At 41.7% G+C, this 20580-nt stretch carries 17 protein-coding genes and 2 tRNA genes; 6 read left to right on the top strand and 13 right to left on the bottom strand.

Going from position 1 to position 20580, the window contains the following annotated elements:
• Nucleotide 1: 1 nt before the first annotated feature.
• Nucleotides 2–634 carry a TetR/AcrR family transcriptional regulator gene (locus ACFN7Z_RS04500; protein WP_010327252.1) on the bottom strand — a complete coding sequence of 211 codons (633 nt, stop codon included), beginning with the start codon at nt 632–634 and terminating at the stop codon, nt 2–4.
• A gap of 169 nt (nt 635–803) precedes the next feature.
• Between ACFN7Z_RS04500 and ACFN7Z_RS04495 the strand changes: the two genes are divergently transcribed.
• A complete protein-coding gene (locus tag ACFN7Z_RS04495) occupies nt 804–1952 on the top strand; it encodes a DUF1624 domain-containing protein (RefSeq protein ID WP_058951683.1) in 1149 nt (382 codons plus the stop codon).
• Nucleotides 1953–2074: 122 nt separating this feature from the next.
• On the opposite strand, the gene ACFN7Z_RS04490 is transcribed toward ACFN7Z_RS04495, so the two are convergent.
• The 5 genes from ACFN7Z_RS04490 to greB form a co-directional block, all read right to left on the bottom strand.
• Nucleotides 2075–2980: a DMT family transporter gene (locus tag ACFN7Z_RS04490; protein ID WP_010327254.1), complete on the bottom strand. Its 906-nt coding sequence runs from the start codon at nt 2978–2980 to the stop codon at nt 2075–2077.
• Entirely contained in the window at nt 2977–3555 is a 579-nt protein-coding gene (locus tag ACFN7Z_RS04485; protein ID WP_010327255.1) for a TetR/AcrR family transcriptional regulator, read from the bottom strand. The genes ACFN7Z_RS04490 and ACFN7Z_RS04485 overlap by 4 nt, the downstream gene beginning before the upstream one ends.
• A gap of 571 nt (nt 3556–4126) precedes the next feature.
• Nucleotides 4127–4216 (bottom strand) — tRNA-Ser (locus ACFN7Z_RS04480).
• Nucleotides 4217–4435: 219 nt separating this feature from the next.
• Nucleotides 4436–4525 (bottom strand) — tRNA-Ser (locus ACFN7Z_RS04475).
• Between the two features lie 89 nt (nt 4526–4614).
• The gene (gene greB, locus ACFN7Z_RS04470) at nt 4615–5109 is read right to left on the bottom strand and encodes a transcription elongation factor GreB (protein ID WP_004695648.1); all 495 of its coding nucleotides are present in this window, start codon (nt 5107–5109) and stop codon (nt 4615–4617) included.
• Between the two features lie 365 nt (nt 5110–5474).
• On the opposite strand from greB, the gene ACFN7Z_RS04465 reads away from it, so the two are divergent.
• Nucleotides 5475–6587, top strand: a complete 1113-nt coding sequence (locus ACFN7Z_RS04465; protein WP_029575083.1) for a transglycosylase SLT domain-containing protein — start codon at nt 5475–5477, stop codon at nt 6585–6587.
• 68 nt (nt 6588–6655) lie between these two features.
• Here the strand turns inward: ACFN7Z_RS04465 and ACFN7Z_RS04460 are convergent, their stop codons facing one another.
• Together ACFN7Z_RS04460 and ttcA are read right to left on the bottom strand one after the other, a co-directional pair.
• Entirely contained in the window at nt 6656–7039 is a 384-nt protein-coding gene (locus ACFN7Z_RS04460; protein ID WP_004695646.1) for an SCP2 sterol-binding domain-containing protein, read from the bottom strand.
• Nucleotides 7040–7266: 227 nt separating this feature from the next.
• The gene (gene ttcA / locus ACFN7Z_RS04455) at nt 7267–8190 is read right to left on the bottom strand and encodes a tRNA 2-thiocytidine(32) synthetase TtcA (protein ID WP_004695645.1); all 924 of its coding nucleotides are present in this window, start codon (nt 8188–8190) and stop codon (nt 7267–7269) included.
• Between the two features lie 501 nt (nt 8191–8691).
• On the opposite strand from ttcA, the gene ACFN7Z_RS04450 reads away from it, so the two are divergent.
• Together ACFN7Z_RS04450 and htpX are read left to right on the top strand one after the other, a co-directional pair.
• Nucleotides 8692–9564, top strand: coding sequence for a lytic transglycosylase domain-containing protein (locus ACFN7Z_RS04450; RefSeq protein WP_029575084.1), 873 nt, complete (start codon nt 8692–8694; stop codon nt 9562–9564).
• A gap of 117 nt (nt 9565–9681) precedes the next feature.
• Nucleotides 9682–10587: a protease HtpX gene (gene htpX, locus ACFN7Z_RS04445; protein ID WP_004695643.1), complete on the top strand. Its 906-nt coding sequence runs from the start codon at nt 9682–9684 to the stop codon at nt 10585–10587.
• Between the two features lie 72 nt (nt 10588–10659).
• Here the strand turns inward: htpX and ACFN7Z_RS04440 are convergent, their stop codons facing one another.
• From ACFN7Z_RS04440 to ACFN7Z_RS04425, 4 genes are all read right to left on the bottom strand, one after another.
• Complete coding sequence (locus ACFN7Z_RS04440; protein ID WP_010327259.1) at nt 10660–11025, bottom strand: glyoxalase/bleomycin resistance/extradiol dioxygenase family protein; 366 nt, start codon at nt 11023–11025, stop codon at nt 10660–10662.
• Between the two features lie 6 nt (nt 11026–11031).
• Nucleotides 11032–11625 carry a DUF4112 domain-containing protein gene (locus tag ACFN7Z_RS04435; protein WP_005400444.1) on the bottom strand — a complete coding sequence of 198 codons (594 nt, stop codon included), beginning with the start codon at nt 11623–11625 and terminating at the stop codon, nt 11032–11034.
• A 115-nt stretch (nt 11626–11740) separates the two neighbouring features.
• Nucleotides 11741–13087 carry a magnesium transporter gene (gene mgtE, locus ACFN7Z_RS04430; RefSeq protein ID WP_010327261.1) on the bottom strand — a complete coding sequence of 449 codons (1347 nt, stop codon included), beginning with the start codon at nt 13085–13087 and terminating at the stop codon, nt 11741–11743.
• Nucleotides 13088–13222: 135 nt separating this feature from the next.
• Nucleotides 13223–16327, bottom strand: coding sequence for a multidrug efflux RND transporter permease subunit (locus tag ACFN7Z_RS04425; protein ID WP_010327262.1), 3105 nt, complete (start codon nt 16325–16327; stop codon nt 13223–13225).
• Between the two features lie 257 nt (nt 16328–16584).
• On the opposite strand from ACFN7Z_RS04425, the gene ACFN7Z_RS04420 reads away from it, so the two are divergent.
• Entirely contained in the window at nt 16585–17724 is a 1140-nt protein-coding gene (locus ACFN7Z_RS04420; RefSeq protein WP_010327263.1) for a glycerophosphodiester phosphodiesterase, read from the top strand.
• 212 nt (nt 17725–17936) lie between these two features.
• Complete coding sequence (locus tag ACFN7Z_RS04415; RefSeq protein ID WP_005400440.1) at nt 17937–18311, top strand: diacylglycerol kinase; 375 nt, start codon at nt 17937–17939, stop codon at nt 18309–18311.
• Nucleotides 18312–18415: 104 nt separating this feature from the next.
• Here ACFN7Z_RS04415 and ACFN7Z_RS04410 read toward each other — a convergent pair whose 3' ends face one another.
• Nucleotides 18416–20020, bottom strand: a complete 1605-nt coding sequence (locus ACFN7Z_RS04410; protein ID WP_010327264.1) for an isocitrate lyase — start codon at nt 20018–20020, stop codon at nt 18416–18418.
• Between the last annotated feature and the right edge of the window lie 560 nt (nt 20021–20580).

Genomic DNA, 20580 nt, shown 5'->3' with positions numbered 1-20580 from the left:
GCTATTCCTTTATCGGTTGTAATAGTTGTTGGGTGGTTTCCAAAGCAAGGTAAAGGGGCTGCTTATTTCGGGCCAGTCTTGCCAATAAAGCTGCCCCCAACCACAGTTGATACATCGTCTGTGCCATTTTTTCAGCGTCAATATGCGCTGGAATTGAACCGTCTTGCTGCCCTGCTTGGATTAGACCCGAAATACGTTCTGTTAACTTACGCACCCCGAAGTTCAAAATCTGACGCATATCTTCAGACAAATCTGAGACTTCTGCTGCCAATTTGACGATCAAACAATTCTCCGCCCATCCCCCATCGCTATGATGTTCAACATCACTTTCAATATGTGATGGGTTATCAATCCATGCTTGCCAAAGTGCCACGAGGCTTGCATAGGCGCTTCGCTGTTCTTGCTGTATCAGCTGATCGATTTTGACCTTATAGTCGGCTAGATACTGCTGAAGTAGCGCACAGCCGAAAGCCTCTTTCGAAGCAAAGTAATAATAGAATGAACCTTTTGGTACATCACAATTCTTTAGAATTTCCTGTAAGCCCACTCCGACAAAACCTTTATGTAACACCAGTTGAAAACTGCTATTTAAAATGTGTAGTCGTGTTGCTTCACTTTTATCTGATCGTTTCATATCCACACTATAAATTAATAATAGACCAGTCGTCTATAAAATAATGCATCTTTTCGATACTTCATCTCGAACCATTGGATTGCATATAAATTTTACTGATTAAATTTTAGATATAAATGATTGAAATAGATGTTACATTATACCATAACATTAGTTTTTAATTCATCTTATGTCTACACCTTCACAACGTTTACAAGCGATTGACGCCCTCAGAGGATTGGTTATTCTGATTATGATGGTCGACCATGTCAGAGAAACTTTTTATCTGCACCAGCAAGTCCCCGACCCGATGCTGATTCCAGGAACCGAAGAATCCCTTTTCTTTAGCCGGATCTTGGCTCACTTATGTGCCCCTGTTTTTGTGGTTTTAACAGGCTTATCGGCTTATCTTTACCAAGCAAAAAACAACAGTGTTCAAATGACCCGTGAATTTTTACTCAAGCGCGGTCTATTTCTAATTTTTCTCGAACTGATCATTATCAATTTCGCTTGGACTGGACAGTTCCCGCCCGATGTCATCTATTTACAAGTGATTTGGGCCATTGGTCTCAGTATGGTGGTTTTAGCAGGCTTGATTGGGCTATCGCAAAAATGGCTCTGGGTGATCAGTCTCAGCATTATTTTTGGACATAATGCACTGGATCAAGTGTCATTTTCACAAATACCTATCCTGCAAAATCTGTGGTTTATTTTGCATGAACGTGGTTGGATCGAATTTGGAGATCTGATTCGCTTTAGAACCTCCTACCCAGTACTGCCTTGGATTGGGGTGATTACCCTCGGCTATTGCATCGGTCATACTGTATTTAACAGTACACATGATGTCGCGAAAAGAAATCAAATCTTGTTAGGCTTCGGGCTTGCCAGTATCAGTTTATTTATCGTTTTAAGAATGATCAATCTCTATGGCGACCAAGCATGGTCAGTCATGCCGACCAGCACTGAAACCGTTATGAGTTTTTTAAATCTGACCAAGTATCCGCCATCGCTGCTGTTTATTTTGTGGAATGTCGGACTAGGTTTAATCCTGTTAGTGTTACTTCAAAAGGTTGAAAGTAAACCTTGGATCAAGCCCTTGATTGTCTTTGGTTCCGTGCCGATGTTTTTCTATATCGTACACTTATATGTGCTGAAAGCCCTCTATCTCATTGCAGTCGCACTGTTTGGCACGACCCATGGCGAATACTTCGGCGTCGATCATGTCTCCACCCTCTGGCTCATTTCGATTATTTTAACTGTGGCTTTCTATCCGTTGATGTTGAAATTCTCAGCCTTTAAACATAAAAACAAACACATTCGCATTCTTAAATACCTCTAAGGATTTAAGGTGTATAGCCAATTTCACTGAAACAAGATTGATGCTTAGTCCAACTAGGCATCAGATTTCCCGACACCCAGCAATTATGCTTTATGCGCCAACGAATGTCTGAAGCAAAAAATTTACTTTGCTTTAGTCTGCAATGCTAAGCAGATTGAAATTAAAACCATCCCAATCCAGCCGATTGGTGCAAGTTGTTCTCCCACCAACAGGATTGCAAATACAGCGGCAATCAAAGGCTCAAACAAGGTCAAAGTAATAGCTTTACTGGCAGGCACGGTTTTTAAGCCATATCCAAATAAAACATAGCCTAAAAACATGGGGATCAACATCATATAACCTACGACATAAAGGTTGATGTTTTCTTCAAACAAGTTTGAACCCGTTATCCATAAAGTCGGAAGTAATAATAAAGAACCAAGTCCGAAGATGAGCCCCATAGACGCTTTTGCATCCATTCCTTGGTCAATCATTCGTTTTGCCGCCCAAGAATATAAAGCATAGGTCAATCCCGCAACCGCCCCTAAAGCAATACCCAACATTGGTCGATTTTGGGACAAATGCTCCATGGTTGCTACAGCATGTGATTCCCCGAGAGAAAGTAGCGCAACGCCCGTCACCCCCAATACAAAACTCATCAGCCATGTCATCGAAAGTTCTTTTCGATCAAATACCCTTTCTAAAAGTGCGGTAAATAAAGGCGCCGTACCAATCGACACGACCGTACCAATGGTGATGCCTGCATAGTGCATCGATGAATAAAAGGCCAAAGGATAAATAAAAACCGCAATTACGCCTACACCGAGCATCACAACATTGGCTTTGACATGTACCAGATGGTAGATAATACTTTTTCGCGCCAAAAGTGCCTGTAACAGTCCACCACCACCCATCGCAGCAGCGCCAATAGCCAAAGGACTCAAATTAGGTGCAAAAGATGCCACTGTGCCCGTCGTTCCCCATAGAAAAGCAGCGAACAGCACCGTGATAAAACCATAATTCGGTACCGCAGAAACAGACTGATTCACGTACTGATTTCCTGTGTTAAAAGTATTTTCACCATCGCTGTTGCAGCTTGTACTTTTTCACTCGAGCTTTCCAAGCCTGCTCGCGCAATCGATCCCTCTAGAATAAAAGACAACAACAAAGCCATTTGTTTGACCTTGTCTGCGTCCGAAATGATAAGGGCAAGCTGTGTAGAGATAATGTTTTCAATTTCATCCTTGTGCGCTTTCACAGCCAAGCGCTCGGCGCTGTGCGCTGGGAACTCAGCAGCAGCATTCAACAAACCACAGCCCCGAAAGCCTTTTTCATAGGCAAACTCGGCATGGTCTTGATAGGCTTCAAAAACCGCGACAATTTTATCAATAGGGGTATGGGCTTGTTGGTTTCGAAGCGCATACAAATCTAACCACTCTTGATGCCGTGCTTCTATATAAGAAGTGATCAAGTCAGCCTTAGTCGCGAAATTATTATATAAGGACATTTTAGCAACTTTGGCCTTATCGGTAATGCTATTAATCCCTGTACTGGTGATGCCATCGTTATAAAACAAAATCGCGGCTGCATCTAAAATTTTCTGTTTCGCAGTTTTGGTATTCATCACACTCAACTAAGTAGACCGATCTACCTAATCTATAGAATCTGTAAAAATATACAAGTCACCTTTGCTTATTTAATGGAGGAAATATCAGATGAATCAAATACGGGAGAATACCCTTCAATCACCCCATTACAATGGCGGTGGATAAAAAGCGAAACAGAACAATCGCTCTATACTTTTACACAGCATATGTAGTTCCAACTTATATACAATGAGTTGCTATATAGGCTGAACAACGCGTGCTCAAAACCGCTCAGATGAAATTAAAAAACTGATCTACAAAAATGACTGCTACACAGTACAACTGCATAGTCTCTATAATTGCTTGTCTGAAACGAATAGTGAATCTAAAAAAGGATCGAGTTGGACAACTCAAGCTATAGCTGAATACTATAAAAGAAGACTTCAATACCTTAAATAAAAAAAGCAGCAAGAAAAGGTCTGACTGCTTTTTTTAGAATTTGATCACTGCCGATTTATGTGGTGTTCCCCACACTACTTGACGTAATGGCCCAACTTAAACTTGGGTTATCGATTAATGATTCGTTTTAATTTGTATTTAAAAATAATTTGGCGGAAGCGGTGAGATTCGAACTCACGGAGGACTCACACCCTCGTCGGTTTTCAAGACCGGTGCATTAAACCGCTCTGCCACGCTTCCATGGGCGCTATCATATAAATAAAAATATTTTTTGGCAAATATTTTTCATCTCACGGCCTTCAAAAAGCCACTATTCAGCTAAAAAATGTTCAATCTCAATAAGATATTAACTTTACAGCCTGCATATCCCGGAAAAATGAGCGATAACTCTGGCATCTTTTAGAAATTAATTTAAAAAAGGCATAAAAAAACCCCGACTTAGTCAGGGTTTTTTGAATTTGGCGGAAGCGGTGAGATTCGAACTCACGGAGGACTCACACCCTCGTCGGTTTTCAAGACCGGTGCATTAAACCGCTCTGCCACGCTTCCATGGGCGACATCATATAAACATTCAATCTACTTGGCAAATACTTTTCTTCAAAAATCACACCAAGTGGCTAAAATTAAAACAAAATCTTTTAGTTCTCTGAACTTTCAGGTCTGTCATAACGAATTGAATTGACATACCAGTGTTTTTTTCCAGTTGGCGTCAACACTTCAATTTCATCATCGACTTGTTTGGACAGTAAAGCACGTGCCATCGGCGAGTCGATAGAGATGTGCTGCGGGTGATGATCATAAATTTCATCTACTCCGACGATGCGTAAGGTTTTTTGTTCCCCTGCGTCATTTTCAATTTCGACCCAAGCGCCAAAATAAATCTTGCCAGCCTGCTCTTCAGAAAAGTCGATAATACGAAGTTCTTCGAGGCGTTTTCCCAAGTAGCGAACCCGTCGATCAATCTTACGTAAGATCTGTTTGTTGTACTGATAATCCGCGTTTTCACTACGATCACCAAGGCTCGCCGCCCAGTTTACTTTCTTGGTAATTTCAGGGCGTTCTTCATGCCAAAGCTGCTTTAATTCCGCCACCAATTTGTCGTGACCTGCACGTGTAATTAAGTTTGATTTCATGATGAATGCCGTCTAAATCTGCTTATTGATTTACAACAAAGGATTATTTTATCCCTTATTTCTCCACAACAGAAGTTTATAAAATAAATTCCTGAATTAAATTAAATCGTTATGTTACATTTTTCTAAAAAATACTGCACAAAATTTGACACTTTTAAAATTGCTATATATTATGCGCACATCTTAAATTAGTTGCCTATTTTTTAATCTATGTAGTTTTTCTACATAATCTTCTTAATCCCATGTCATTTTGAATGACGTCATGAATGCCCAACCTCTTATTGAATTTAGACAACTTGAACTCGTTTTAAGGCATGTTTTTGCCTTTGCGTTCTAGGGCATAAATTACTTGTAGCGGAGACAACATGCACAGTAGTTCAACTTCTGGATCGAGGCTTTGCCTTAATTCATTAACTTTCTCTCTCCCGTTGAAAGCCCTTGCTTTAAGTACTTTGTTAATTCCATTTCATAGTATTAATGCAAGTAAGACCTACCAGTATGATAACGTCGTCAATCATAATAAATTGACTGTCGTTTCAGTGGAAAACCCAACGACCGTTTTTAAAGATGGTCAGCATTTGCATGGTTTTGGTTATGACCTTGCACGTAACTATGCAGACAGCTTAAATGTAAAGCTAGACTTCAAAACCGTCCCCGATAACGCTACAGCACTGAAATGGGTAGCACAGGGCAAAGCAAATTTTGCAATGACGACGGCAAGTGTTCAAACGATTGAACAAAAAAGTCTCGCAACCTTTTCTGCAACTTGTGGTGATTTAAACGTTTTACGTAAAAATGGCCTCAATACTGAACTGAACTGGGTGTTTAAACATGCGAATGATCCATTAACGCAAACGGCGAGCGGATTTGTCTGCCGTGGTAAACAATCTGGTTCAATTGGTCAATTGGCCTCTTTTTACAACCGTAATGTCGTGAAGCCTGAAAACTGGAATACGATTCAACGCGATTTGCGTCAGCGTATGCCAATCTATAAGGCCAGTTTTAAAAGCACAGCGCAAAAGTACGATTTAGATTGGCACTTATTGGCAGCGATTGGTTATCAAGAGTCTTATCTTAAACCGAACTCTGTTTCTCCCACGGGTGTTCGTGGTTTGATGATGTTGACCAATAGCACAGCCAAAGCCATGGGTGTGAGTAACCGTACCGATCCAGCGCAAAGCATTCAAGGTGGTGCCAAGTACTACGACCAAATGCTGAGTCGCTATGATGATATCCCCTTTCCTGACCGGAACTGGTATGCACTGGTTGCGTACAATATGGGACCGGGTGCGGTGAATCAGATTCAAAAACGCATTCAGGCACAAGGTCAAGACCCAAATAACTGGCTCAATTTGTATGCTTACTTACAACAGAACCAAGCGAAGAATGGCCGTTACCGTCAAGCACTACAGTATGTGACACGTATCCGTGCTTATCTTGAGCACATTAAAACCACGCCGCAGCTGGTCAATATCTAAAAGATCATCTCTATCGGCATAAAAAAAAGCTTACCTATAAAGGTAAGCTTTTTTTTATTTCAGAACACTTAAGCTGTTTGCTCAAGCACTTTCTTAAATAAATCTTTTTGCTCTTGGCTTGGTTTCGCTGTTTGCAATGCCATCAACTGTGACATATCGCCTTGAACTTTTATTTTACCCGTCATGAACGCTTGCATTGCTGCAGCCATATCAAACTCAAGGAACACTTTACGTAGTGTTTCAGCATCCATGTTCAAGGTTGTTTTCGCGTTTGAAGACAAGCCTTTTTTAATTGCGCCACCATCTAAAGATAATTCGGTATTACCCGCATTGTCAGCAACAACTAAGTTAATTGCAAGATTCGCAAGTGCTGGCGGCAGGTTCAAATTCCCCGCTTGAGCAGTTAATGTTTCTACAGTTGAAAACCAATCATCAGTTAAAAAAGCAGGCATGATGTTTCCTCAATTCTTTGTTCGTTGTGTGCTGCCTATCCAGACGGCATCATTGTGAAGCTAAATACGCTCGCAGATTGTTATAGCATGTATATCCTACATGTGCCTAAAGTTTTTTGTACGTACCGTTCATATTTTATATTTCTTATACAAAGTTTATCAAAATCATCCACATAAAAAAAACACCAATCATTGATTGGTGTTTTGCATTGGCCTAACTGACAAAATTAGTCTGCTGCAAAGCCAAGATTAACCATGTTAATACGTTTGTTCTCCGGTTCATCTTCTGTTGAACAACTTTCACCTTTAAAGTCGAATTCACGTTCGCTATCTAACGCTTCAAAGTCGAATAGCTCACGATCCGCCAGCTGCGATGGTGACACATTTTGCAAGGCACCAAAAATACTGTGTAGACGCTTTGGATGTGCTTTATCCCACTCACGCAACATGTCATTTAACATGGCACGTTGCAGATTTTCCTGAGAACCACACAAGTTACACGGAATAATCGGGAACTGACGCATTTCCGCATATTTAATGATGTCTTTTTCTTCCACATAAGCCAGTGGGCGAATCAAGATGTTCTTTTTATCTGACGATAACAATTTAGGAGGCATCGCCTTTAAGCTGCCGCCATGAAATAAGTTCAAGAAGAAAGTCGCCAAGATATCATCACGGTGATGGCCCAACGCCACTTTGGTCGCGCCAATTTCTTGCGCAAAGCCGTATAAAGAGCCACGGCGTAAGCGTGAACAAACTGCACAGTAAGTTTTGCCTTCAGGCGTTAAACGTTTGGTGATGCTGTAGGTGTCTTTTTCTAAGATATAGTAGGGAATATTATTCTCTTCTAAATAACGTGGTAATACGTCCTCAGGGAAGCCGGGTTGCTTCTGGTCCAAATTCACAGCCACCACATCAAAATTGATCGGTGCAATGCGTTTAAACTGCAACATAATATCGAGCAAGGTATAACTGTCCTTACCACCGGAAATGCAGACCATCACTTTATCGCCTTCTTCAATCATTTTAAAATCGCGAATAGCATGACCCACCTGACGGCGTAACTTTTTCAACAAACGATAATACGCAGAGCTAGTGGGTAGTTCTGGTTTAAAATTAAATCCCTGATTGGACTCAACTGGCGAGAACATAGACGAGTTAAACCTAAAAAAAAATACCGCGCAATTTTATCCGATTCACAGCCATCTCGCACCTAAAGAATGTAAATTCTCATGAATTGTCATTGCTGTCATATTCATGTATTGAAATCGGTTTAACTTTGAACGATTGCGTTCATATTTTAGCTGAACTGCTTATGTTTTGGACTTTTCCACATTTTTCCACAAAAGCTGGGGATAACTTTGTGGATTCTAATCGACTTGACAGGGTGTTCCCCCCACTCTTTAAGGCTTCTATTTAAATTGATCATTTTTTGATCAATTTATTTACTATTAAATTTCAATAACTTAACCCAGTCAAGCAATCCTCATTAAAAATAAATTAATTATTTTTTTTGATTACTTGCTCAACAATTTGACTTGATTTTTACAAAGACATGGATTTTTGAACTTAAAATAGTTTCAGACGGTTCTTTTTTTGCTAAACTCATTTCTAGTCACTGAAATCGATTTTTTTACGATTAATAATAGATAATGAAAAATAAGCTGCTTTTGAGTCGTTTTTACGTTTTGGGGTGTATGACGATTTCGTTCATGGCACTAGATTGTCACGCGGGTCAAACCATCTACCAATTGAGAGATTCCAACGGAACGACCTTGTTAACCAATAAACAAAGTCGTTATAGCAACTTAAAAGTCGAAAAGAAAACTTATTATCCAGACAGTAATATCCATAGTTATAGTAACTGGGGGGCTTCTGAATCTTCCGTGTTGCCCAGTTATAGTCGTAACAAAAATGCTTTTGACCACATTATTCGCCAAGCGGCTCAAACCCATGGCGTTTCTGAAGGCTTAATTAAAGCGGTTATGCATACCGAATCAGGCTTTAATGTCAACGCACGCTCACCTGTTGGGGCTCAGGGGCTTATGCAACTCATGCCTGCGACAGCACGGCGCTTTAATGTCTCTAATGCATATGATCCACAGCAGAACATAAATGCAGGTGCCAAGTATTTGGCTTGGCTGATGAAACGCTTTAACGGCAACACCAGTCTTGCGCTTGCAGGCTACAATGCTGGCGAAGGCAATGTACAAAAGTACGGCGGTATTCCACCCTTCCGTGAAACTCAAGACTATGTTCGCCGGGTGAGTAGCCGTTATAGCAATTTATATGCAGGGGGGATCAACATTTCTCCAGGCTCAAATAGCACACCGGCCAATGCTCAAGTCATTGCACAATCTGCACATTACGATGCAGACTCTTCTCCAAGCACGCAACTCAGTGTGAGTCGTAGCGCACCTTCACGTCAAATTATCCTCGCAGCCGATGGCAGTTTTACTGATGCGCCGGGTTCCTATGCCACAGCCAATGCAACCGCCTCTGCCCGCATTCAAATTTCAGAATAATTTTTATAGCAGTTTTATTATTTTTTCTTGAATTTTGAAGAGTTTCACCTCATATTGAGATCAATGATTTTCGATTTATAAATCAGATTATTTTTTTATTATAAGAGGATTTTCTCAATGATGCGGATTGGTTTGTTCTTGCTAACCAACCTCGCGGTACTGGTTGTAGCTGGCATTATCTTGTCACTCTTCGGTGTCGGTAGTTACCATGGCGCGGGTGGCTTAAATCTAGGTAACCTACTGGTTATCTGTTTTGTCTTTGGTATGGTTGGCTCAATGATTTCTCTATTCATGTCAAAATGGATGGCGAAAAAAACAACTGGTACAGAGTTAATTGACCCAAATGCCCCGCGCAACCAAGCTGAAGCATGGTTGTTACAAGAAGTCGCTCAATTGGCGCAACGTTCTGGTATTAAAATGCCAGAAGTCGGTATTTTCCCGTCTTACCAATCTAATGCTTTTGCTACAGGTTGGAACAAGAACGATGCATTAGTTGCAGTTTCTACCGGCTTACTTGAGCGTATGAATAAAGACGAGCTTCGTGCAGTTTTGGCTCACGAAATTGGTCACGTCGCCAATGGTGACATGGTGACTTTGGCGCTCGTTCAAGGTGTAGTGAACGCCTTTGTGATGTTCTTTGCACGTGTCGCAGGTGATTTTATTGACCGTAATGTTTTTGGTCGTGAAGACGGTGAAGCACCAGGTTTAGCTTATTTTGCCATTACCATCGTACTTGATATTGTCTTTGGTATTTTAGCTTCTGCAATCGTGATGTGGTTCTCCCGCTACCGCGAATATCGTGCAGATGAAGCAGGCGCGCGTCTTGCAGGCAAACAAGCAATGATTTCAGCCTTGTTACGCTTACAAGCGGAGTCACAACTTCCAGATGCGATGCCTAAAGAAATGAAAGCATTTGCAATCGCGGCAGGTCAAGAACAAGGCTTTAGTTTAGCCGCATTGTTCCAAACCCACCCGACGATTGAACAACGTGTTGCTGCTTTACAACAGCTCGATTGTCCATAAATAATTCGTTCACAAGATTTTAAAAAGCCTCCACTTGGAGGCTTTTTTGTGACTCGGCATAACAGAACATTTTTATTCAATCGTCACTTGGATACAGCGTAATAAACTGCCATTTGGGTCAATGATGCAAAACTGGCGGATCTCGTCAAAATCCTGAATATCGGTCATACGAGCTCTTTCCCACAACGACCAATTCACTTTAGACCAGTATTCATAATAGGGTTGAATCTCCGCTACGCGAATACAGGCACTATGCCATGAACTATTTGGGTCTAAATGCGGATGATGGAAAAATTCCAGTGTCATTTCGCCCAAACGCAGAATCATCCACTCTGCGGACTGATAAACCAGATTAAAGCCCAAGCCTTGGTAAAATGAAGCGGTGCGCGCTAAATCAATCGATGGCAAATTTGCCGTAATCTGACCTTCAAATTTCATGAGTGGCTATCCTAAGTTTAGTCCCTGTAACCAATGCCACATCACACTACCACCCCACCACAATAAGCCCATAAAACACACCAAAAAGATCAGGCCAAACAAATCGGGGATGTGTAGCCAAAGCCATGCCACTACTGGGTTTCGCCAAAATGCGGACTGTTGCTGTTTCTTTTCCAATTTTTCATGGAGAAAAGGATGAGTCACATGATGCTCTGAATGGATTTGGTATTCTTCCCGAATATGGTCATGAACCACATCCAGTGCTTTACGACTCGGACGTATAAAAATATCAAACAGTGTCCCTAGAACAGGGATAAAACCGACGACGGCATCAATCATAGCCAGCTTCAATACTGGACTCAATTTCTCTTGCGGTACACCAATTTGCTTGGCTTTATAAATGGCATAACACGTTAGGGCAAAACCTGCGATATCCCCAGCAATCGGAACAGTACTCAACGCAGCATCTGCACCGACCCCCTGCTTGGTGAACGGGATACGCACCACAGAATCCATCATATTGGCATATTTGGCCAAATCACGCTCTAAACGAATGACATCTTGCTGGCTCATTTTTTTTTGTTCTAAGGGTTCAGGCATGTTGTTACTGACCTCCATCATTTCAACCACATTAACATCATAAAACCACTGAATTATGCTGCTTTTCATGACTTTTTTCTGTGCTAACTTTGTGCTGAAACAATAGCTTATAAGCTTAAGACAAGGTCAGAATTTGCGATGCAATCAGCAGATATACCACCACGCCTGACGCATCACAAATTGAGGTGACCAAAGGTGCGGATGCACTGGCGGGGTCGAGTTTCATGCGGTTTAAGATAAACGGCAGACTCATACCAATCAAACAACCCATCAACACAATGCCCATCATACTCAGTGCCAATACTACAGCGACCAGAATATCCCCACGGAAATAGCCCAAAATGGAAACAGCTGTTGCCATAGTTCCGCCTAGACACAGCGCAACCAGACTTTCACGCCCTAGCAAATAAAACCAGTCTTTAAAATGTACGTCGCCAGTTGCCAGTGCACGTACCATTAAAGTGGCGGACTGTGACCCCGCATTTCCCCCACTTCCCACCAGTAAAGGAAGGAAAAATACCAAAACGATATGTGCCGCAATCAAGTCTTCAAAGTGTGCAATTCCTAGTCCCGAGAGTAAACTACCAAAAACCAGAAACACCAACCAAAACACCCGCTTCTGATACAGTAATAGGATTGGAGCCGTTTTAATACTCATCTGCGGACTGGCCGCAACCGCACTACTTTTTAGAATATCTTCTGTGGTTTCTTGTTGCACCACATCCATTGCATCGTCATAAGTCACAATCCCCAATAGACGCTGCTGCTCATCGACAATGGGCAAAGCCATAAAATCATAATGAGCCAGTTTCTGTGCAATACTTTCCTGATCCTCACTGACTAAACCCGTAATGACATGACTGGTCATAACCTGTCCAATCAATTGCTCAGGCGGAGACTGAATAATTTGCCGCAGCGAAATCACCCCGTGTAAATAACGCGAGGCATCGGTCACATAGATGAGATATAAAGTTTCACTTTCCGCTGCATGCTGTCGTATATGTTGAATCGACTGTTGCATGGTCATTTCGGCATGTACCGTAATGACTTCAGTGCTCATAATTGCACCCGCAGACTCAGCTGGATAGTGCATTAAATCATTCAGCTGGGCTTGAACATGCGCATCTAGCTGCGGAAAAATCTGACCTTGAACCTCTTGTGCCAAGCTTTGAAATAAATCAGTACGGTCATCCGAATGCATATGAGCCAGTAGCTTCACCAGCAAAGCCTGAGGCAATTGCGCTGCTAGCTGCTGCTGCTCGGTTAATGCTAAAAACTCAAAGACATAACTGGCTTGGGGTAATTGTTCCAATAGCCGAATTTGATCATTTATAGGCAGGCCCATTAAAATATCAGCCAAATCCGCAGTGCTGTACTGTTTCAAACTTTGGATAAAAGCATGGTTATCGGGCTGATTTAATTGCTCTTGGAAATCTTGCTGTGAAAATGACGGATTTGGCATACACCACTCAAATATTGTTTTTCTTTATCTGTCCGAGTATAGCAAAGGATCTTTAAATGTCAGGCCTTTCGGCCTACATGGCTTAAAGATTCGCTTTGCTTATTCATACTGCACACGAATGATTCAGATTCGATCTTAGACTTTGTCCTGAGGTGTTCGTCCATGAAACACACGGCGAACCAAGACATACATTAAAGGAATAAACAGCAACACCAATACTGTGCCAAAAATCACGCCACCGAGTACACTCACCCCAATTTCCTGACGACTTGCTGCCCCTGCCCCAAAGGCAAAGACCAGAGGTGTGACACCCGCGCCAAAAGCCAAAGACGTCATTAAAATCGGGCGTAACCGTAAGCTTGCTCCTTCCAACGCTGCTTCAATTGCGGTCTGGCCTTTTTGCTGCGCCAATGAAGCAAATTCCACAATTAAAATCGCATTTTTACAGGACAAACCAATCGTGGTCAGCAAGGCAATTTGAAAGTAAATATCATTCGGAAAACCCGTCAAATAACTGAACAGAATATTGCCACCGATACCGAGTGGAATCGCACTCATGACGGCTGTTGGAATACTCCAACTTTCATAAAGTGCAGCAAGGCATAAAAAGATAAAGCCTATGGAGACCAAATACAGCAGCAATGCTTGGTTATTGGACTTGTTTTCCTCGAACGATAACCCGCTCCATGCTAGATCAATACCATCATGCCCTCGTACCATGTTTTGTACGTCTTGCATGGCTTGTCCAGAACTAACATTTTGTACTGTATCCGCCTCCATTTCTAGTGCGGTATAGCCCATAAAGCGATTCACTACCTCAGGGCCTCCACTCCAAGATACTTGAGCAAAATTTGTAAAAGGAATCATTTGGTTCAGATCATTACGTACGGTCCATGCTTGAAGATCATCAGGTTTTGAACGAAACTCGGCATCCCCTTGCATGATTACCCGTTTAATCCGACCACGGTCAATAAAGTCATTGATATAACTTCCTCCCCAAGCACTGGATAAGGTGCTATTAATGGCGGTCTGACTCAGTCCATTGGCCAAAGCTTGTTTTTGGTTTACATCCACTTTGAGCTCGGCTTTATCTGGGTTAGAACGTTTATCTAAATTGCTAAAACTAGAGTACTGCTTGGATGCTTCCTGCAAAGTTTTAAACTGTGCTTCTAAATAGGCACGACCTTCGCCATTGATATCACGTATCCAAAACTCCATGCCGTCGGTTTGTCCTAAGCCACTGACTGAGGACGGCATATTTACATTAATTTGCGCATTTCGATGTGACCTAAAATGAGCAATTGCCCGTTCTCGAATCACCTGTGCAGAGTTCTCTTTCCCCTTACGTTCATCCCAATGTTTCAGCGCAATAAAACCTTGACCTAAATTTTGTCCTGTTCCTGAAAAATTACGCCCATAGCGGATCATCACTAAATCGATATTGGCCTGCTCTTTATCTAAAAAGTATTGGCGAATTTCTTCTCCCACCACACGGCTTTGACTCATTGGTGCACCATCGGCCAGTTTAAACTGAACACTTAAAATACCCTGATCTTCACTGGGAATAAAACTGGTCGGTAATGCCCGATAAAACAATGCAAAGACGGCAATTAACGCTACAAAAACCACCAGCATGATTTTACTGTGCTGAATGGTCTGCGTACTCAGTTTTAAATAACGCTGCTTTAGCTGATCTAACTTCAGATTAAACCAAGTTGCCCATCGTGCCGATTTATCATTGGGTTTTAAAATTAAGGCACATAGTGCAGGTGTCAGAATCAGTGCAACCAGCAGCGATAGCGCCATGGCAGCAACTAAGGTCATTGAAAACTGACGGTAGATCACTCCTGTCGAACCACCGAAAAATGCCATGGGAATAAACACTGCGGTTAACACCAACGTAATCCCAATCAATGCCCCACTGATTTCCTGCATTGATGCAATCGAAGCTTGTTGAGCACTCATCTGCTGTTCATGCATCAGCCGTTCAACGTTTTCCACCACCACAATCGCATCATCCACCAAAAGCCCAATGGCTAAGACCAATGCAAATAAGGTTAAGGTGTTGATACTCATCCCGAGCACATACAGAATGGCCAGCGTGCCTAAAATTACAACAGGTACTGTGATGGTCGGAATCAGCGTTGCACGCCAATTTTGCAAAAAGACAAACATGACCACAATCACCAAAAGCACTGCTTCAAACAGTGTTTTGACCACTTCCTTAATCGACTCTTGCACAAAAGGCGTGTTATCACGTGGATAAACAATTTGATAGCCTTCAGGAAGTTTAGAGGACAAACGGCTGACTTCTTGTTTGATCAATGCCGAAGTTGCTAATGCATTAGCTCCTGAAGACAATGAAATACCCATCCCCGCTGAAGGAAAGCCATTGATGGTATTAAATGACTGATAATTTTCCGCGCCTAGTTCCACCCGTGCGACGTCTTTTAAATAAATAAAACTGCCATCGCGGGTCGATTTAACAATGATGTTTTCGAATTCTTCAACGGTTTTTAGACGTGTACCGGAGGTGACTTTGGCATTTAAATATTGGTCTGACAGGCTGGGTAACTCGCCAATTGCCCCTGCGGCCACTTGCGTATTTTGCGCTTCAACCGATGCACGTATATCGCTTGGCATCAGTCCATATTGACGCAATTTGTGCGGATTCAGCCATAAGCGCATGGCATACTGCGCGCCAAAGACATCAACCTCACCAACTCCATCAATACGGGCTAAATCTTGCTCCAAATGCGTCATCATATAATCAGAGAGTGCAATATTGCTGCTTTTGCCTGTTTGGTCATATAGGCCTATCACCATATGCGTATCACCAAGCGATTTATAGACATTGACCCCTTGACGCTGTACATCTTCTGGTAAACGGTTAATCACCCCATTGATGGCATTTTGAACTTGCACCTGAGCGGTATCTGGGTCAGTTCCATTCTCAAAACTAATGCTGATTCGACTACGGCCATTCGAGTCACTGCTCGAACTAAAATACAGTAAATGATCAATCCCTTTAATTTGCTGTTCCAAAACCTGAGTAACGCTCTCCTCCGCCGTCTCTGCCGACGCGCCTGTATATGTTGCACTCACCGTAATTCGCGGAGGTGCAATATCTGGGTAGCGCTCTACAGGCAACTGAAAGGTGGCAAATAAACCAAATGCCATCACGATAATCGCCAGCACACCAGCAAAAATTGGACGATGAATAAAAAATTTAGACAGCATGGGTCTGCGGTACTCTTGGGTCTGAGGCTAGATCTAGAAACTGGGCATCACTTTATGCTTGATCTTCTATGACGAATCATTAAAAAACAAGACTTAACAACATGAAATAGAACATTAGAGCTAAATATGAAGAAACTATGAAGAAAGCTTTTTGACCAATTGATGACATCCTGTAATTTTTCGCAATTTGTCATTGATCTGAGATATTAAAATTGAACACTGAGTCCGCAACACCACAATAAAATGTTGAGGAACACATGTTAAAAAGAACATTATTGAGTTTTATTTTTTTAGGCTTATTGGGCTGTCATCATGATGAGAAAGACAATGCAACATCCCAGCCACCATCAAACAACGCCGAATACATTGAGCCTAAATTGCTTATTATTGGACATCGCGGCGCCAGCGCACTACGCCCTGAACACACCTTAGCCGCTTATCAAAAAGCGATTGATGATGGTGCGGATTTTATTGAGCCTGATTTGGTGCCAACTCTAGACGGTTATTTAGTCGCTCGCCATGAAAATGAAATCGGAGGAACCACCAATGTCAGCAGCTTACCGCAGTTTGCAGAACGGAAGACCAGTAAAGTCGTTGATGGTGTGACTTACACAGGTTGGTTTACTGAAGACTTTACTTTAAACGAGCTGAAGCAACTGAAGGCACGAGAACGTATTCCAGAGATTCGTCCAGCAAATGCCCAATATAATGATCAATTTGATCTTCCAACTTTAGATGAAATTATTGAACTCGTAGATGCGCACTATAAAAAGACAGGAAAAATTGTGGGCCTGTATATCGAAACCAAACATCCCAGCTATTTCCAAGGTCTCAATTTGGCCATGGAGCAACGCCTATTATCCACGCTGGCCAAACACACCTATAGTCGTGACATTGCACCGGTCTATATTCAGTCGTTTGAAGTCAGCAACTTAAAACAAATGCGTCAGCAGTTAGATCAATTAAAATCGATTCGACATGCCAAAATTATTCAACTCTATGGTGGCAAGTCCGAACAACCTGCCGATGCTGTGCTTGCCAAATCAACACTCCGCTATAGTGATATGGCAACACCTCAAGGACTGAAAGACGTCGCAAGCTATGCGCATGGTGTCGGACCAAGTAAAACCTATATCGTGCCGAATACTCAGCCAGCGACCCCGACCAGTTTTGTGAACGATGCACACGCAGTGGGCTTAAAAGTACATCCTTATACCCTACGCCCTGAAAACAATTTCTTACCAGACTATTTAGACTGTAGCGCGATTGCCTCTGAAAAGTGCGAAAAAGGCACGCTGGCAGAGTTTGAAATTTTCTTTAAAGCGGGAGTGGATGGTGTTTTTACCGATGATCCTGCTTTGGGACGTCAAGCCGCCGATGCTTTTTTGAAAAAATAGAATAAGTCACACAAAGTAAACAAGACATTAAAGCATCTTGTTGACGTCAAACCCATATCCATCCTTTAACCATAGAGATTAAAAAGCAGGCTTTTTAATCTCTTTTCTCTTATTTTAGGTGTACATAGATTAAGCACCTTTTGAATACTATAATTAAGTAACTTTTAATATAGATCATGTATTGTGGCTGAAATTTTAAAATGGTTGATGGTATGAACCAATATTCCCCACTCAAAGGCAAGTCAGGTTTTAAACGTATTTTTAATGCAACTCATTATTCTATTTCAGGTTTTAAGGCCGCATTTGCGCACGAAGCAGCTTTTCGACAAGTCCTGTTGATTAACCTGATTCTGATTCCAACAAGCTTTTTCTGTGATGTCAGTCGCTCAGAACAAGCCCTCATGGTAGCCGTTTGTTTACTTGCAATTATCGTTGAATTGTTCAATTCAGCGATTGAGGCGATTGTAGACCGTATTTCTCTGGAGCGGCATGAGCTTTCAAAAAATGCCAAAGACATGGGCAGTGCTGCACAGTTTGTTTCTTTAAGTATTATCTTTATTGTTTGGCTACTGATTCTGATGCCTTAATGTTTTTGTTCAATATTTCACGCGCAAGTTGTTCAACAAGCTCAAAATTAAGTCATAAAAAAAAACCCTGCTTTCGCAGGGTTTTTTTTGAATCAGTTCAGTGCTTAGTGAGCAGCGAATTGGTTCATTGTGTTTTTAGCATCATCGTGCGCTTTAAGAGCGTTGTCACCAGAGAAGATTTCTTTGTGATCATCACCGATGTCAGAACCCGCCATTGCTTGGTGTTTAACACAAGCGATACCACCACGGATTTCTTTACGTTGTACGCCAGCAACATAAGCCAACATACCTTCAGAACCGAAGTAACCTTGTGCAAGCTCATGAGTAGAAAGCGCAGCAGTGTGGTAAGTCGGAAGTGTGATCAAGTGATGGAACACACCCGCTTCACGAGAAGCATCTGCTTGGAACGTACGTACTTTCTCATCAGCATCAGCAGCTAATTCAGTTGCATCGTACTCAGCGCTCATTAATTTAGCACGGTCGTAAGCAGAAACGTCTTTACCTTCAGCAACCCAACGGTCGTAAGCTTGTTGACGGAAGTTCAACGTCCAGTTAAATGATGGAGAGTTGTTGTAAACAAGTTTCGCATTTGGAACTGTTTCTTTAACACGGTTAACCATGTGCGCGATTTCGTCAACGTTTGGAGTCGCAGTTTCGATCCAAAGAAGGTCAGCACCATTTTGAAGGCTAGATACACAGTCAAGAACAACACGGTCAATTTGAGTGTCTGGACGGAATTGGTATAAACCAGAAGCCAAACGCTTAGGACGGTGTAATTTACCATCACGCTTGATTAGGATTTCGTCTTCTTGAGCATCAGCGATGTCAATTTCAACAGTGTCTAGGAAACCGATGTATTGAGAAGCGATGTCGCCTGGCTCTTTAACCACTGGGATTTTTTGAGTCAAGTCAGCGCCTTCAGAGTCAGTACGCGCAACGATGATACCGTCATCAAGACCCATTTCTAAGAATGCATAACGTAATGCATGGATTTTAGAGATGAAATCTTCGTGTGGAACAGTTACTTTACCAGCTTGGTGACCACATTGTTTCGCGTCAGATACTTGGTTTTCGATTTGTAGTGCACAAGCACCAGCTTCGATCATTTTCTTAGCAAGTAAGTAAGTCGCTTCTTCGTTACCGAAACCAGCATCGATATCCGCAATAATTGGCACAACGTGAGTTTGGAAACCGTCGATTTGCGCAGTGATTTCAGCAGCTTTTGCAGTATCACCAGCTTCTTGAGCTTTTTTAAGCGCACGGAATAGGTCGTTTAATTCTTTAGCATCAGCTTGGCGTAAGAAAGTGTAGATTTCTTCGATCAATGCAGGTACTGAAGTTTTTTCATGCATAGATTGGTCAGGAAGTGGACCGAATTCTGAACGAAGTGCAGCAACCATCCAACCAGAAAGGTAGATGTAACGACGTTCAGTCGTACCGAAGTATTTTTTGTTCGCAATCATTTTTTGTTGTGCGATGAAACCGTGCCAGCAACCCAAAGACTGAGTGTATTTGCTAGAGTCAGCATCATAAGCAGCCATATCACGACGCATAATTGCAGCTGTGTATTTAGCGATATCTAAACCAGTTTTGAAACGGTTTTGGATTTGCATACGCGCAGCATCTTCAGGACTGATGTCTGCCCAAGTGCTACCGAATTTTGCTTTTAATTCGCGGATTGCATCAATCGCTGTTTGATATGTAGTCATGATATTTCCTGTAATAATATTAGGATTTTCTTCAACGAAAAGCTAAAATCAGACCCTCAAGCTTTTGCTTAGATTTAGAGCGCTTCGTTGCGATGAATACAGATTAGATTGACAGAATAAATTAATCCAATATTCTGCATTAATTTTCAGTATTTATTTAAAAAATATATAGATAAAAGTCTAATTATATTTCGATAAAACATAATTAAGTAATTGTTATTTTTAAACTTAAATAAAATAAGAAAACCGTGAAAAATACATCCTTTGTCGAATATTTCTTCATTAGACTTAAGTCTCGGCCGTTGGAAAAAAGAGTTCAAACCGAAAATCAATACTTAATTTGACCCAAATGACAAAAGTTCAATATTCAGCAAAAAGAGTATTTATCACGCTTTTATTCCACCAACAACAGGCCAGCTCAAGCCATTTTCTAGGCGATACTCTAAGCCTCAATTCACACATATTAAAACATTGCTTAGGACTAATATGCCCTCCGTTTTTAAGCATAAAAACCCATTTTCTGTGAAAATGAAGGGGGTATTCTTTATACAACCCGATGC

It is taken from the genome of Acinetobacter sp. P1332 (assembly GCF_044057475.1).
GTDB lineage: Bacteria > Pseudomonadota > Gammaproteobacteria > Pseudomonadales > Moraxellaceae > Acinetobacter > Acinetobacter johnsonii.
The sequence above is the reverse complement of the archived record's forward strand: the minus strand, read 5'-3'. Positions and strand labels throughout refer to the sequence as shown.